General features: G+C 65.5%; 10 protein-coding genes, 2 rRNA genes and 1 pseudogene. All 13 read right to left on the bottom strand.

The annotated features are described in order from the left end of the window. Positions 1 to 26 precede the first annotated feature (26 nt). A pseudogene (locus tag JWS13_RS41580) lies at positions 27 to 201 on the bottom strand (tyrosine-type recombinase/integrase); the annotation flags it as partial. Beyond that, on the bottom strand, positions 202 to 870 hold the full coding sequence (locus JWS13_RS41575) for an NUDIX domain-containing protein (RefSeq protein WP_206010936.1): 669 nt from the start codon (positions 868 to 870) through the stop codon (positions 202 to 204). A gap of 13 nt (positions 871 to 883) precedes the next feature. Then, entirely contained in the window at positions 884 to 2,653 is a 1,770-nt protein-coding gene (locus tag JWS13_RS41570) for a CTP synthase (RefSeq protein ID WP_124394308.1), read from the bottom strand. 141 nt (positions 2,654 to 2,794) lie between these two features. Continuing rightward, entirely contained in the window at positions 2,795 to 3,745 is a 951-nt protein-coding gene (locus JWS13_RS41565) for a copper transporter (protein WP_206010935.1), read from the bottom strand. Continuing rightward, positions 3,742 to 4,926, bottom strand: coding sequence for a putative cytokinetic ring protein SteA (steA, locus tag JWS13_RS41560; protein WP_124394306.1), 1,185 nt, complete (start codon positions 4,924 to 4,926; stop codon positions 3,742 to 3,744). Before steA ends, JWS13_RS41565 begins: the two co-directional genes overlap by 4 nt. 107 nt (positions 4,927 to 5,033) lie before the next feature. Beyond that, entirely contained in the window at positions 5,034 to 6,806 is a 1,773-nt protein-coding gene (recN, locus tag JWS13_RS41555; protein ID WP_206010934.1) for a DNA repair protein RecN, read from the bottom strand. A 2-nt stretch (positions 6,807 to 6,808) separates the two neighbouring features. Beyond that, positions 6,809 to 7,771 (bottom strand): NAD kinase, encoded by a 963-nt coding sequence (locus JWS13_RS41550; RefSeq protein ID WP_072941897.1) that lies wholly within the window; start codon positions 7,769 to 7,771, stop codon positions 6,809 to 6,811. After that, entirely contained in the window at positions 7,768 to 8,598 is an 831-nt protein-coding gene (locus JWS13_RS41545; RefSeq protein ID WP_206010933.1) for a TlyA family RNA methyltransferase, read from the bottom strand. Before JWS13_RS41545 ends, JWS13_RS41550 begins: the two co-directional genes overlap by 4 nt. A gap of 1 nt (position 8,599) precedes the next feature. Continuing rightward, on the bottom strand, positions 8,600 to 8,827 hold the full coding sequence (locus JWS13_RS41540) for a hypothetical protein (protein WP_241032512.1): 228 nt from the start codon (positions 8,825 to 8,827) through the stop codon (positions 8,600 to 8,602). A gap of 77 nt (positions 8,828 to 8,904) precedes the next feature. Next, positions 8,905 to 9,900, bottom strand: coding sequence for an HAD-IIA family hydrolase (locus JWS13_RS41535; protein WP_206010932.1), 996 nt, complete (start codon positions 9,898 to 9,900; stop codon positions 8,905 to 8,907). Then, positions 9,897 to 10,865: a tetratricopeptide repeat protein gene (locus tag JWS13_RS41530; protein ID WP_206010931.1), complete on the bottom strand. Its 969-nt coding sequence runs from the start codon at positions 10,863 to 10,865 to the stop codon at positions 9,897 to 9,899. The genes JWS13_RS41535 and JWS13_RS41530 overlap by 4 nt, the downstream gene beginning before the upstream one ends. A gap of 60 nt (positions 10,866 to 10,925) precedes the next feature. After that, a 5S ribosomal RNA gene (gene rrf, locus JWS13_RS41525) occupies positions 10,926 to 11,042 on the bottom strand. Positions 11,043 to 11,184: 142 nt separating this feature from the next. Continuing rightward, positions 11,185 to 14,317, bottom strand: a 23S ribosomal RNA gene (locus tag JWS13_RS41520). Positions 14,318 to 14,633: the final 316 nt, after the last annotated feature.

The following is a 14,633-nucleotide window of genomic DNA, read 5'->3' as shown; positions in this document are numbered from 1 at the left end:
GAATTTTCCCCTCGACACGCTTTCCGCTACCGCGCCCGGGGGTGCGCTCCCGCCCACACTTCGCGGAGCGCACCCACTGTCACCAGCGCAGATATCCGGGTGGTCGTCACCGACGCGTGTCCCAGCAACTCCTCGACGACGCGGACGTCGGCGCCGCCGTCGAGCAGGTGGGGTCGCGAACGAGTGGCGGAGTGTGTGCGGTCAGGCCCGCGCGGCTTCGTCCCCGGCGGCACGTGCGCGCTTCCGCTCGCTGAACCGCTCGGGACGATCGACCCAGGGTGCGCTCACGTCGCGGAGTTCGCCGACACCGCCCGGCCGGGACCGGGCGGCGGCGAGGGCCATCACTCCGGACGCGGCCGTGGCGTTGACGATGGTCCCGTTCAGCACCATCGACACGACCTCGTCGAACGGAATCCGCTCGATCTCGAGGTCGGCTTCCTCGTCCTCCGGGTCGGGCCGGTCCACCTCGTACAAGTCCTCGGCGAGGAACACGCGCACCGACTCGTCCGTGAACCCCGGTGAGAGAACGACATCCACGAGAACGGACCAGCGCCGGGCCGCGAGGCCGGTCTCTTCCGCCAGTTCGCGCCCGGCGGCGTCGACGGGGTCCTCCCCGGGCTCGTCCAGCAGGCCCGCCGGGATCTCCCACAACCGGCGCCCCACCGGGTGCCGATACTGGTGGATCAGCACGATCCGGTCCTCGTCGTCGAGCACCACGACGGCGACGGCGCCGTGGTGCTCGACCACCTCACGTTCAGCGGTCCTGCCGTCCGGCATCGCGACGTGATCCACGCGCAGCGCGAGGATCGCGCCGCTGTAGACGGCGCGCGAGTCGAGAGTCTCGAATTCGTGCCGGCCGATGTCGGGCATGGTCCGTGTCGCCCTATCCTGCGCTGTCGACCGACGCGACCTCGTCGCGGTCGGCGGAATCGGCGATCTCGTTTTCGGCGGCCGCACGCTCCTCACCGTGCACGTCGACGGGGAGGCGCTCCTCGAGCTTGTGCCGCAGCGCCGCGTCGACGAACGCCGCGAACAGAGGATGCGGACGCGTCGGACGGCTCTTCAGCTCGGGGTGGGCCTGCGTGGCGACGAAGAAGGGGTGCTGGTCGGCCGGGTACTCGACGAACTCGACGAGGTGACCGTCGGGAGAGGTGCCGCTGAACCGGAGTCCGCTCTTGGCGATCCGGTCGCGGTACGCGTTGTTGACCTCGTAGCGGTGACGGTGACGTTCGGACACCTCTTCGCTGCCGTACGCCCGGGCGACGACGGATCCCTTCGCCAGGACGGCGGGGTACGCGCCGAGGCGCATCGTGCCGCCGAGGTCGGCCTCGCCGGCGATGACGTCTTCCTGGTCGGCCATGGTGGAGATCACGGGGTGCGTGGTCTCGGGCTCGAACTCGGCGGAGTTGGCGTCGTCCAGACCCACGCTGCGCGCGGCCTCGATCACGACGCACTGCAGACCCAGGCACAGTCCGAGAAGGGGGATCTTCCGGTGGCGGGCGTACCGGATCGCGCCGAGCTTGCCCTCGATGCCGCGGATTCCGAAGCCACCGGGAATCAGCACGCCGTCGACGTCGCCGAGCGCGGCCTGCGCGCCCGCTTCCGTCTCACACGCGTCCGACGGCACCCACGAGATTTCCACTTTGGAGCGGTTCGCGAATCCGCCGGCACGCAGCGCCTCGGTGACGGACAGGTACGCGTCCGGCAGGTCGACGTATTTCCCGACGAGGGCGATCCGCACGGTCTCGCGCGGCTGGTGGACACGCTCGAGCAGGTTTCCCCACACGGTCCAGTCCACGTCGCGGAACGGCAGTCCCAGCTGGCGGACGACATACGCGTCGAGGCCCTCGCTGTGCAGCACCTTCGGGATGTCGTAGATCGACGGCGCGTCGGGGGTCGAGATGCAGCCGTCGACGTCGACGTCGCACATGAGCGCGATCTTGTTCTTCAGCGCCGGGGGAACCTCGCGGTCGCAGCGCAGGATCAGCGCGTCGGGCTGGATACCGATGTTCCGCAGTGCGGCAACCGAGTGCTGGGTGGGCTTCGTCTTGAGCTCACCCGACGGCGCCAGGTACGGGACCAGGGAGACGTGGAGGAAGAAGACGTTGTCCCGGCCGACGTCGTGGCGCACCTGACGGGCGGCCTCGAGGAACGGCTGCGACTCGATGTCGCCCACGGTGCCGCCGATCTCCGTGATGACGACGTCGGGGCGGTGCCCCTGCAGATCCGGCCCGCTCATCGCGAGGATGCGGCTCTTGATCTCGTCCGTGATGTGCGGAATGACCTGGACGGTGTCGCCGAGGTATTCCCCGCGCCGCTCCTTGGCGATGACCGTCGAATACACCTGGCCGGTGGTCACATTCGCCTGACCGGACAGGTCGCGGTCGAGGAAGCGCTCGTAGTGGCCGACGTCGAGGTCGGTCTCGGCACCGTCCTCGGTGACGAAGACCTCACCGTGCTGGAAGGGGTTCATCGTGCCCGGATCGACGTTGAGGTACGGATCCAGTTTCTGCATGGTCACGCGCATTCCCCGCGCGGTCAGCAATTGCCCGAGGCTCGAGGCTGTGAGGCCCTTGCCGAGTGAGGAGGCGACGCCGCCGCTCACGAAGATGTGCTTGGTGGCGGTACGCGAATGAGTGCGTGACTGTGGCAAAGGGGCTCCCGTGACGACTGTGCAGGGCTTGGTCTGTTCGAGCAATGCTGGGGCCTGCCGACCCACGGGACTTCACGGTAACACCTCGGTGGACGTCCCGGAAACAACGCGCCGCGATTGCCCGCACCGATGTGACGCGCGCTACGCCGGGGTGGCCCCCACGGTGACTCCGGTCGTGCCGGGTCCCGTGCCGTACCGGCCTGCGCCGCCGTTCAGCTGCTCCTGCAGTGCGAGCGGAACGGTGATCTTGCCCGCTTCCCGGTCGATGTTGTCGATCGTCGTGAGGGCCGCCGAGAGGGCGGCGTCGGCCCGTGCCACGGCGACGGCGCCGTTGCCCTGGGCGGAGGCCGGACGTCCGGCGAGCACCGCACCGGCGCCGCGCGAGTTCAGCGCGCCCGCGAACCGGGCCACGACCGCACCGCGGTTGCCGCTGACGCCGTCCTCGACGTCCCGGTCACCGGTCAGCACCACCGCGACCTGCGCAGGCTGGACGGCCCCGTCGTCGTAGCTGACGAATCCGGCGCCGCGCAGGGTCTCGAGGGCGAGCGCCATCTCCTGGGCGGAACTCTGCGGCTGACCCGTCTCCTTGCCGAGCATGAGGACCGAGCCCAGCAGGTCGCCTGCGAGGCTGCCCTGGTCGACGGCCCCGGTCTTCAATGTGACGCCCGCGGGGATCACGTTGTTGACGACCGTCCGCAACCGGTCGCCGCCAGTGGCGTCGACGAACGAATCGGTCAACGACACCCGCCCGGTCACCGAACCGCCGGCTTGCGCGATCATCCGGTTGACCCCGTCGAGGTCGGCAGGGTCGGCATCGGGGGTCGTCACGACCATCACGGTGCGCTGCGCGAGCGAGCCTGCGACCACGCGGCCGCCCACCGCGGAATCGAAGCCGTCGGCCGAGTTCAGCTGCTCGGTCAGTTGGTTGTTGCGTTCGGTCGCGTTCTCCATGTCGGTCTGCAGGTCGGCCTTGTCGTCGCGCAGTCCCGACACGAGACCGCTCGACAACAGGCCGGAGCCCATCACCACGCCGATTGCCAGAGCCAGAAAGATCGCCGCTATGGAAATGGCATGTTGACGCAGAGAAATCACTTGAAGAACCCCTGGACCCACAACGCGAAGCTGTTCCATGTCGCGACGGCCCAGTCGAGTGCCTCACCGCCCACGTTGGACACGACCAGGGCCACGATCACGGCAACGAGAGCGGCGAGGACGAGCAGCGCGATCGCGCCGCCCGACACCCGGCTGCGGTACAGGGTCGCCACGGCCTTCGCATCCACCAGTTTCGGCCCGACCTTCAGGCGGGTCATGAACGCCGACGGGTTGCTGTCGCGGCGGCCGCGGTCGAAGAACTCGTCGAGGGAGACGGTGCTCCCGACCGTGACGATCAGCGACGCGCCGTGGTGGTCGGCCAGTAGCAGGGCCAGGTCGGACGGGGACCCGGACGCGGGGAACGTCATCGCTCCGATGCCGAGGTCCTGGATGCGCGACAGACCGGGTGCGTGACCGTCCTGGTCGGCGGGCAGGACCACCTCGGCGCCCGACTTCAACGTCGCGCTCGTGATGTCTTCGGGGTCGCCGACGATGAGGTCCGGGCGATAGCCCGCCGACTTCAGCACGTCGGCGCCCGCCCCGACGCCGATGAGGATCGGTGAGTACTCCTTGATGAACGGTTTGAGGTTCTTCAGGTCGGACGCGTGGTCCGGGCCGTCGGACACGATGACGACGTGCCGGTCCTTCATGTCGACGTCGACGTCGGGGACCCCGACCCCGTCGATCAGCAACGGGCTCTCGGTGCGGATGAACTCGATGGTGTTGCCGGAGAACGCCTCGAGGTGGTCGACCAGTCCGGTCTTCGCCTCGATCATCCGGTCGGAGATCTCCGCCTCGGTCTGTTCGTCGCCCTTCGCGATGCGCCGTTCCCCGGAGTAGACACCTCCCCCGTTCACCCGGACCTTACTGCCGTCCTTGATGCTCTTGAAGACCTCGGCGCCCGCCGAATCCACCAGGAGGATCCCGTTGGCGACGATCACCTCCGGGCCGAGGTTGGGATACCGCCCCGAGATCGAGGGCGACGCGTTGATCACTGCGAGAACGCCGGCCTTCACCAGGGCGTCCGCGGTTCCGCGATCGAGGTCGAGCTCGTCGAGTACGACGATGTCACCGGGTCCGACGCGGCGCAGCAACTTGGCCGTGTTGCGATCCACCCTGGCGATGCCGCTGACCCCAGGCAAAGTTTCGGTGTTACGTGACAGCAGTGCCGGCATCTTCATGAATTCGATGATGGACCGGAAGCAGGACTGACCTGTGGAGGCGCGCCGAACCGTTTACCACATCAGTCACACCATTACCACGGCGGCCGAAAGTTCGCCGGGCCGGGTCAGGCGGAACGCTCGGCGTTGGCAGTCGCCAGCAGCTCCTCCGCGTGGGCGCGACCGGTCTCCGTGTCGTCGAGGCCGGCGAGCATCCGGGCCAGTTCCACGACCCGTTCGTCGTCGGTGAGTGTGTGCACGCCACTGCTGACGACGCCGTCCTCGTCGTCGACCTTGTCGACCACCAGGTGGGTGTCCGCGAACGCCGCGACCTGCGGCAGGTGCGTGACGACGATGACCTGATGCGTGCGGGCCAGCCGGGCCAGCCGCCTGCCGATCTCAACCGCGGCCCGTCCGCCGACACCGGCGTCGACCTCGTCGAACACCATCGTCGCGCCCGAGTCGGACCCGGCGAGCACCACCTCGAGAGCCAGCATCACGCGCGACAGCTCACCGCCGGACGCGCTCTTGCTGATGGGCAGCGACTGCGCGCCGCTGTGCGCCGACAGCCGGAACTCCACTTCGTCGACGCCGGACGATCCCGCGTGCAGTTCGGTGCCGTCGACCGTGAGCGGGGCCGTGTCCTGTGGTCCGGCGATCCGGGGCCGGACCGTCACCTCGAGCGCCGCCCGGCCCATTGCCAGACCGGCGAGTTCGGAGCTGACGGCCTTGGCGAGCTTGGTCGCGGCCTTGACGCGGGCCGCGGTCAGTTTCGACGCGGCCTCCGCCGTCGACGCCGCCGACTCCTCCACCTGCTTCGTCAGGGCGGCCAGCGCATCGGAGGAGACGTCGATCTTCTCGAGCCGCGCACGGGCGTTGTCGGCCCATTCCAGGACGCCGTCGACATCGGCGGCGTACTTGCGGATGAGGTTCTTCAGCTCGGCCTGCCGGGACAGCAAGGAGTCCAGCGCCCCGGGGTCCGCCGGCAGCCCGGCGAGGTACGTGGTGAGGTCGGCGGAGACGTCGGTGACCACCGCGATCGCGTCGGCGAGGCGGGGTCCGAGCCCGTCGAGTTCGGGGTCGGTGGCCGATTCGATCCGAGCCCGAGCCTCGGACAGCAGGTCCAGCGCGGGCGCGGCCCCACCGTCGCCGTCCATGTCGTCGCCGCCGGCGAGCGCAGCGTGTGCTTCCTCCGCCGCCGACCGCAGCGAGTCGAGTTCGCTGAGCCTGCGCACCTCCGACACGATCGACTCGTCCTCGCCCGGGGTCGGGGCGACGCCGTCGATCTCGTTGAGGGCGAACGTCAGTTGGTCGGCTTCCTGCGCGAGTTCCCGGGTACGACCGGTCCGTTCGATCAGTTCGGATCGCGCGGTCATCCACTCGTCGCGGTGCTTGCGGTACCGCGCGACCAGCGGCCCGACCGCCTTGTCCGCGAATCGGTCGAGCGCGGCGCACTGCTGGTCCGGGCGAAGCAACCGCAGCTGATCGTTCTGCCCGTGCACGGTGAGCAGCGGATCGGTGAACTCGGACAGCACACCTGCCGGAACGCTGCGACCACCCAGGTGGGCGCGGGACCGACCGTCGCTGCCGACGGTGCGGACCGCGATGATTGTGCCGTCCTCGTCCCGCTCCGCCCCGGTCGATTCGAGCAGCCGGGACACGGCGCGTTCGACGTGCTCCGAGCCCTCGTCCGTCATGAACCGGCCCTCGACGACGGCGCGCGGCGCACCGAGGCGCACCCGGCCCGCGTCTGCCCGCGCACCGCTGAGCAGGTGCAGGCTCGTCACGACCATCGTCTTGCCCGCGCCGGTCTCGCCGGTGAGCACTGTCAAACCTTCGTGGAATTGCGCCGACGCCTCGGAGATCACACCGAGGTTGTCGATCCTGATCTCTGCCAGCACGTCTAGGGCTTCCTTCCTCGCCACCCGGTGACGGGCAGCTCGAACTTTCGCACCATCCGGTCCGCGAACGGCGCCGAATCCAGTCGCACCCAACGAACGGGTTCCTTGCCACGCACCACTTCGACGCGGGCTCCCGCGGGCAATTCGAGGGTCCGGCGACCGTCGCAGAACACCAGGCCGTCGTGGCTGCCTGCCACCGTCTCCACAGCGATCAACGATTCCGGGCTCGTCACGAGGGGGCGTGCGAACAAGGCGTGCGCGTTGCTCGGGACCACCAGCAGCGCCTCGAGCTCCGGCCACACCACGGGGCCGCCCGCGGAGAACGCGTATGCCGTCGATCCGGTGGGTGTGGAGATGAGGACGCCGTCGCAGCCGAACGCCGACACCGGCCGTCCGTCCACTTCGAGCACCACCTCGAGCACACCGAGCCGGGACCGGTTCTCGATGCTCGCCTCGTTGAGCGCCCAGCCTCGTTCGATGATCTCGTCGTCGACACGGACCAGCACGTCCAGCGTCATGCGGTGTTCGATGCGGTATTCCCGGCGCACCACCTGGCCGAGTGCCTCGTCGAGGTGCTCGGCCTCCGTTTCCGCGAGGAACCCGATTCGGCCCAGGTTGATGCCCAGGACCGGAATGGACGCGGCCTGGGCGAGTTCCGCTGCCCGGAGGAAGGTGCCGTCGCCGCCGAGGACGAGCACCATTTCGCATCCGAGGGCGGCGTCGGGGCCGGCCTGCACGATGGTGACTTCCAGCCCGGGAACCAGGAATTCGTCGGCCGCCATCCCGTCCATCGGTTCGATGCGGGTGCTGTCGACCTCGTCGACGAGCACACGCAGTCCGATCCCGGCCCGCTCGAAGATCTTGCCGACGCGTCGCGCGGTCTCCGTGATCTCGGCGCGACCCGGGTGCGCCACGAGCAGGATCTCCCGCTCGCGTTGCTGGGCGCCGCTGCTTCCCCCGCTCACTGTGGTCCCTCCTGCACCGCGGTGCGGATCAACTCTTCTACCGACTCGACCGGTACATCATCCGTCCCGGGTGTGACATCCGCGCGGAGCCACAGGAAGTATTCGACGTTTCCCGACGGCCCCGGCAGTGGACTGGCCACCGCACCGACGGTACGCAGTCCCAGCGACGCCGCCGTGTTGGCGACGTCCAGTACCGCGGCGACACGCAACTCCGGGTCACGCACCACCCCACCGGAGCCCACGTGATCCTTGCCGACCTCGAACTGCGGCTTCACCATCGGAATCAGATCTGCGCCCTCGGCCACGCAGGCGACGAACGCCGGGAGCACGAGTTTCAGGGAGATGAACGACAGGTCCGCGACCACCAGTTCGACCCGGCCGCCGATCTGCTCGGCATCGATGGATCGCACGTTGGTGCGGTCCACGACGTGCACGCGGTCGTCGGACTGCAGCCGCCACACCAACTGCCCGTACCCGACGTCCACCGCCACGACTTCCCGTGCGCCGTGGTGCAGGAGCACGTCGGTGAAGCCGCCGGTCGATGCGCCGGCGTCGAGGCAACGCTTGCCGTCGACTTCGAGTCCGCGGGGGCCGAACGCCTCGAGCGCACCGAGGAGTTTGTGCGCGCCGCGCGATGCCCAGGACACTTCGTTGTCGACCTCGACCACCCGCAGCGGGGTTCCCGCTTCGATGGCGGTGGCCGGTTTGGTCGCTGCCGCACCCGAGATCAGCACTCGACCGGAGGCGATGAGTTCTTGCGCGTGTTCTCGGGACCGGGCCAGCCCCCGCCGAACGAGTTCGGCATCCACCCGTGCTCGACGGGCCACGTCAGATCTTGTCCACGGTGGCCAGGGCCTCCACCAGCACGTCGTGCGCCTTCTCGAGAAGGTGGGCTTTGCGTGGGATGACCCCGACGCCGTGCTCGTCGTCGGGATCAGGTTCGACGGCTCCGAGCCGCGACAACAATCCGTCGACCTCCGTGTGGATCTTCTCGGGGTCGACACTCTGAGGAGGCACAGGTAGATGGGCTCCCGGGCGCGGTATTGGCGTGCTCATCGGGCACAACGCTAGTCCATCGCGTTCCGATACGCATACAGCGAATCGCGTGACGAACAACGCGGGTCCGGCAGGGTTCAGGCACCCCAGCCGGACACGACCACGCTCACCGCGGGCGTCGTCGACATGATCCGCGCGAAGTCGGGGAATTTCCATGCACCGACGGCCACGGCCCGCAGCAACGCAGCCGAATCCACCGGTTCGGCCGAATCCGCGGCTGGTTCGATCACCAGATCGGTGCCGTCGAACTCGACGGACCACCGGCTGTTCTCCCCGACGAGCGACTCGTCGGCGGGCTGGTTGAGCGCGTCCAGTTCGGATGCCAGGTACGTGGGGCGCTGCTCCGGGACGGCACGCAGCACGTCGATCGCAGTGCTCACTCCGGTGAGCACCAGCAGCGAGTCGAGACCGACGTTGTTGGCGCCTTCGATGTCGGTGTCCAGCCTGTCGCCGACGACGAGGGGCCGCACACAACCGCTGCGGCGCATCGCATCTTCCATCAGAGGCGCGGCCGGCTTGCCCGCCACGAGTGGTTCGCGGGACGTCGCCGCGCGCAGGGCCGCGACCATCGAACCGTTGCCGAGGACGAGGCCACGCTCGGTGGGGAGGGTCGAGTCCAGGTTCGCCGCCACCCAGACGACACCCGCACGGATCGCGAGGGTCGCCTCGGCGAGGATCGCCCAGTCCGTGGTCGGCGAATGTCCCTGGACGACAGCGGCGGGTGCGTCCTCGAACGAACGCACCGGACGCAGTCCGACGTTCCGGACCTCGTCGGCGAGCGCTTCCGTGCCCACGACGAGCACCGGCGAGTCGGGTGCGACGTTCTCCGCGAGGAGCCTGGCCGCCGACTGCGAACTCGTCACCACCGTCGACTCGTCGGCGGCGAAGCCGAGTTCGGTCAGGTGTTCCGCGACGTCGCCGGGACTGCGACTGGCGTTGTTGGTCACGTAGTAGCAGGACTGTGTCCCGACCGCCAAAGCCTCACGCGCACCGGGGATTTCCTGCGGCCCCTGGTACAGGGTGCCGTCGAGGTCGAGCAGCAGAGCGTCGTAATTCTCCCGCAGGGTCGTCACTGATCGTCTCCGGTCAGCTCGGCCACACGCTCCTCCGCGTCGGTGTCACCCTCGAGATCCGCGGCGGCGGAGTTGAGGAACCACTTGAGTCCGTCTTCGATACGACCGGCCGCAACCAGGGCATCCGCGTACGCGTAGAACAGGCGAGCGGCACCGGGACCGGTCCGCGCGGCATCGAGATCGGGAGTCTGCAGCGTGACGACGGCCTGATCGAATTGTCCGAGGTCCATGCGCGCTCCAGCGACCACCATGCGCAGCTCGGCAGCCTCGTCACCCGAGAGTGCAGCGGCTTCCTCGCTTCGTCCGAGTTCGATCGCACGCTCCGGGCGACCGAGTCCACGTTCGCAGTCCGCCATCACCGCGAGCAGCCCGGGACCGCCTGCCATGCGACGAGCAGCGCGCAACTCCGACAAGGCTTCCGCCCATTCGCCGGCGTGGTACGCGGTGATACCCGCAGCCTCACGGACGATGGCAATGCGACCCGCACGCTGACGCGCGGCCCGGGCATGTGCGAGTGCGAGGCGCGGATCATCGTCGACGAGCTTGCCGGCCATCACCAGGTGACGCGCAACCGTGTTCGCGTTCGTTTTGTCCAAGCTCAGCAGGTCTCGGCGGACGGCCGGATCGAGTTCGCCTGCCTCGACGTTCTCGGGCAGATCCGGTTCGTCCGGACGGGCCTGCTGCCGCTGCGGACGGTCACCTTCACGTCCGCGAGGCGCGAAGCCTCCCTCACCGCCGCGACGGGGTCCGCCACCGCGACGATCGCCCCCTGCGCCGCCACGGTTGTCGCGCGAATCACGACGGGGACCGCCGGACGAGCCACCACGAGCGGAACCGCCGGCACCGCCACGGTTACCTCCGGAGGCACCGCCACGATCGTTGTGGGAGGCACCGCCACGGTTAGCACCGGAGGCACCGCCTCCGCGGAAGGACCGACGTCCGTCGTCACTCTCCGACACAGTCATTCCTTTCACACAAACCACGAAAGGGGACCCAGTATATTGGGTCCCCTTTCGGTAACGGATGTTCGGCGGTGTCCTACTCTCCCACACCCTGTCGGGTGCAGTACCATCGGCGCTGGAGGGCTTAGCTTCCGGGTTCGGAATGGGACCGGGCGTTTCCCCTCCGCTATGGCCGCCGTAACTCTATGAAACTGTCACACGGAACATCAGCGAAGACACAACCCACACATCGTTTTGATCGATGATGGGTGTGGTTCTTCATTCTTCAGTTCTGAAACGTGTGTGTTGTTTCAGATACTGCACAGTGGACGCGTAGCTTCTTTGTGGTAAGTCCTCGGCCTATTAGTACCAGTCACCTGCATGCATTACTGCACTTCCAGTTCTGGCCTATCAACCCGGTGGTCTGCCGGGGGCCTTACCCCCTCGAGGGGGTGAGAAACCTCATCTTGGAACAGGCTTCCCGCTTAGATGCTTTCAGCGGTTATCCCTTCCGAACGTAGCTAACCAGCGGTGCTCCTGGTGGAACAACTGGCACACCAGAGGTTCGTCCGTCCCGGTCCTCTCGTACTAGGGACAGCCTTCCTCAAGTTTCTAACGCGCGCGGCGGATAGAGACCGAACTGTCTCACGACGTTCTAAACCCAGCTCGCGTGCCGCTTTAATGGGCGAACAGCCCAACCCTTGGGACCTACTCCAGCCCCAGGATGCGACGAGCCGACATCGAGGTGCCAAACCATCCCGTCGATATGGACTCTTGGGGAAGATCAGCCTGTTATCCCCGGGGTACCTTTTATCCGTTGAGCGACACCGCTTCCACTTGCCGGTGCCGGATCACTAGTCCCGACTTTCGTCCCTGCTCGACCTGTCAGTCTCACAGTCAAGCTCCCTTGTGCACTTGCACTCGACACCTGATTGCCAACCAGGCTGAGGGAACCTTTGGGCGCCTCCGTTACATTTTGGGAGGCAACCGCCCCAGTTAAACTACCCACCAGGCACTGTCCCTGAACCAGATCATGGTCCGAGGTTAGAGGTCCAATACGATCAGAGTGGTATTTCAACAACGACTCCACACTCACTGGCGTGAGCGCTTCACAGTCTCCCACCTATCCTACACAAACCGAACCGAACACCAATACCAAGCTGTAGTGAAGGTCCCGGGGTCTTTTCGTCCTGCCGCGCGTAACGAGCATCTTTACTCGTAATGCAATTTCGCCGAGTCTATGGTTGAGACAGCTGAGAAGTCGTTACGCCATTCGTGCAGGTCGGAACTTACCCGACAAGGAATTTCGCTACCTTAGGATGGTTATAGTTACCACCGCCGTTTACTGGGGCTTAAATTCTCAGCTTCGCCACAAGTGGCTAACCGGTCCTCTTAACCTTCCAGCACCGGGCAGGCGTCAGTCCGTATACATCGTCTTACGACTTCGCACGGACCTGTGTTTTTAGTAAACAGTCGCTTCTCACTGGTCTCTGCGGCCCCACCCCGCTCAGGAAGCAAGTTCCATCACCGGACGAGGCCCCCCTTCTCCCGAAGTTACGGGGGCATTTTGCCGAGTTCCTTAACCATAGTTATCTCGATCGCCTTAGTATTCTCTACCTGACCACCTGTGTCGGTTTGGGGTACGGGCCGTGTGAAAGCTCGCTAGAGGCTTTTCTCGGCAGCATAGGATCACTGAATTCGCCTCATTCGGCTATGCGTCACCTCTCAGGCTGCGTGAACGGCGGATTTGCCTACCGTTCGCCCTACAGGCTTACACCAGTATTACCACTGACTGGCTCAGCTACCTTCCTGCGTCACCCCATCGCTTGGCTACTACCAGATCAGGTCCCATGCATCCACATCCAGGGCCCCCGAAGGGACGTAAGGACGCTTCAGGATGGTTAGTATCACTGATTCACCAGGGGCGCGTTCACACGGGTACGGGAATATCAACCCGTTGTCCATCGGCTACGCCTGTCGGCCTCGTCTTAGGTCCCGACTCACCCTGGGCGGATTAACCTGGCCCAGGAACCCTTGGTCATTCGGCGGACGAGTTTCTCACTCGTCTTTCGCTACTCATGCCTGCATTCTCACTCGTGTGGCCTCCACGGCTGGGTCACCCCGCCGCTTCCATGGCCACACGACGCTCCCCTACCCACCCACACCACTGCCCAAGACTCCGCAGAATCAAGGGGGTGCATTGTGTGAGTGCCGCAGCTTCGGTGGTGTACTTGAGCCCCGCTACATTGTCGGCGCAGGATCACTTGACCAGTGAGCTATTACGCACTCTTTCAAGGGTGGCTGCTTCTAAGCCAACCTCCTGGTTGTCTTCGCGACCCCACATCCTTTTCCACTTAGTACACGCTTAGGGACCTTAGCTGGCGATCTGGGCTGTTTCCCTCTCGACTACGAACCTTATCGCCCGCAGTCTCACTGCCGCGCTCTCACTCACCGGCATTCGGAGTTTGGCTGATTTCGGTAAGCTTGTGGGCCCCCTAGACCATCCAGTAGCTCTACCTCCGGTGAGAAACACGCGACGCTGCACCTAAATGCATTTCGGGGAGAACCAGCTATCACGGAGTTTGATTGGCCTTTCACCCCTACCCACAGCTCATCCCCTCAGTTTTCAACCTAAGTGGGTTCGGTCCTCCACGACGTCTTACCGTCGCTTCAACCTGGCCATGGGTAGATCACTCCGCTTCGGGTCTAGAACATGCCACTGGATCGCCCTATTCGGACTCGCTTTCGCTACGGCTACCCCACACGGGTTAACCTCGCGACATGCCACTAACTCGCAGGCTCATTCTTCAAAAGGCACGCCATCACCCCCAGTGACAAGTCACTCGAAGGCTTTGACGGATTGTAAGCGCACGGTTTCAGGTACTATTTCACTCCCCTCCCGGGGTACTTTTCACCTTTCCCTCACGGTACTAGTCCGCTATCGGTCACCAGGGAGTATTCAGGCTTATCGGGTGGTCCCGACAGATTCACACCAGATTTCACGGGCCCGGTGCTACTTGGGTTTCCATCACGACAGTCATCATGTTTTCGTGTACGGGATTCTCACCCTCTACGACAGGCCGTTCCAGACCACTTCCACTAACACAATGATTTCTTACTGTCGGCCAACACGGCAGCATTGACAAGATGAACCCCACAACCCCACGAATGCAACACCTGCCGGCTATCACACATCCATGGTTTAGCCTCTTCCGCTTTCGCTCGCCACTACTCACGGAATCACTATTGTTTTCTCTTCCTGTGGGTACTGAGATGTTTCACTTCCCCACGTTCCCTCCACACACCCTATATATTCAGGTGCGGGTAACACGACATCACTCGTGCTGGGTTTCCCCATTCGGACATCCTCGGATCTCAGCTCGGTTGACAGCTCCCCGAGGCTTATCGCAGCCTCCTACGTCCTTCATCGGCTCCTGGTGCCAAGGCATCCACCGTACGCTCTTCATTACTTACAACAAAGATGCTCGCGTCCACTGTGCAGTTCTCAAACAACACACAACCAACCATGTTCACGTCGCCACCGAACACCAGGAAAAACCCGGCCGGTATGACCACCACAATTGTTTGTCGTCACTTTCCTGTAGAGGAAACACTTGCGTGTTCTCTCAGGACCCAACAGTGCATCGATATAACACTTCCCGCCGCCGGCACTCGGGCCGGCAGTCATCGAGAAGAATGATTGTCAGTGTTCCACCCATGAGCGTCTGCCGTTCCACATGCGGGAACGAAACAGTCTCTGCCAGAGGAGAATCAACCTGTGTTGATCGCCTG

It is taken from the genome of Rhodococcus pseudokoreensis, assembly GCF_017068395.1.
Taxonomy (GTDB): domain Bacteria; phylum Actinomycetota; class Actinomycetes; order Mycobacteriales; family Mycobacteriaceae; genus Rhodococcus_F; species Rhodococcus_F pseudokoreensis.
Note: the sequence above shows the minus strand (reverse complement) of the source record. Positions and strands in the feature narration are given on the sequence as shown.

Excerpts from the sequence above, each read along its gene's own strand:
- JWS13_RS41530 (WP_206010931.1), bottom strand. The coding sequence starts at position 10,865 with ATGACTGTGTCGGAGAGTGACGACGGACGTCGGTCCTTCCGCGGAGGC.
- JWS13_RS41575 (WP_206010936.1), bottom strand. The coding sequence starts at position 870 with ATGCCCGACATCGGCCGGCACGAATTCGAGACTCTCGACTCGCGCGCC.
- steA (WP_124394306.1), bottom strand. The coding sequence starts at position 4,926 with ATGAAGATGCCGGCACTGCTGTCACGTAACACCGAAACTTTGCCTGGG.
- JWS13_RS41540 (WP_241032512.1), bottom strand. The coding sequence starts at position 8,827 with ATGAGCACGCCAATACCGCGCCCGGGAGCCCATCTACCTGTGCCTCCT.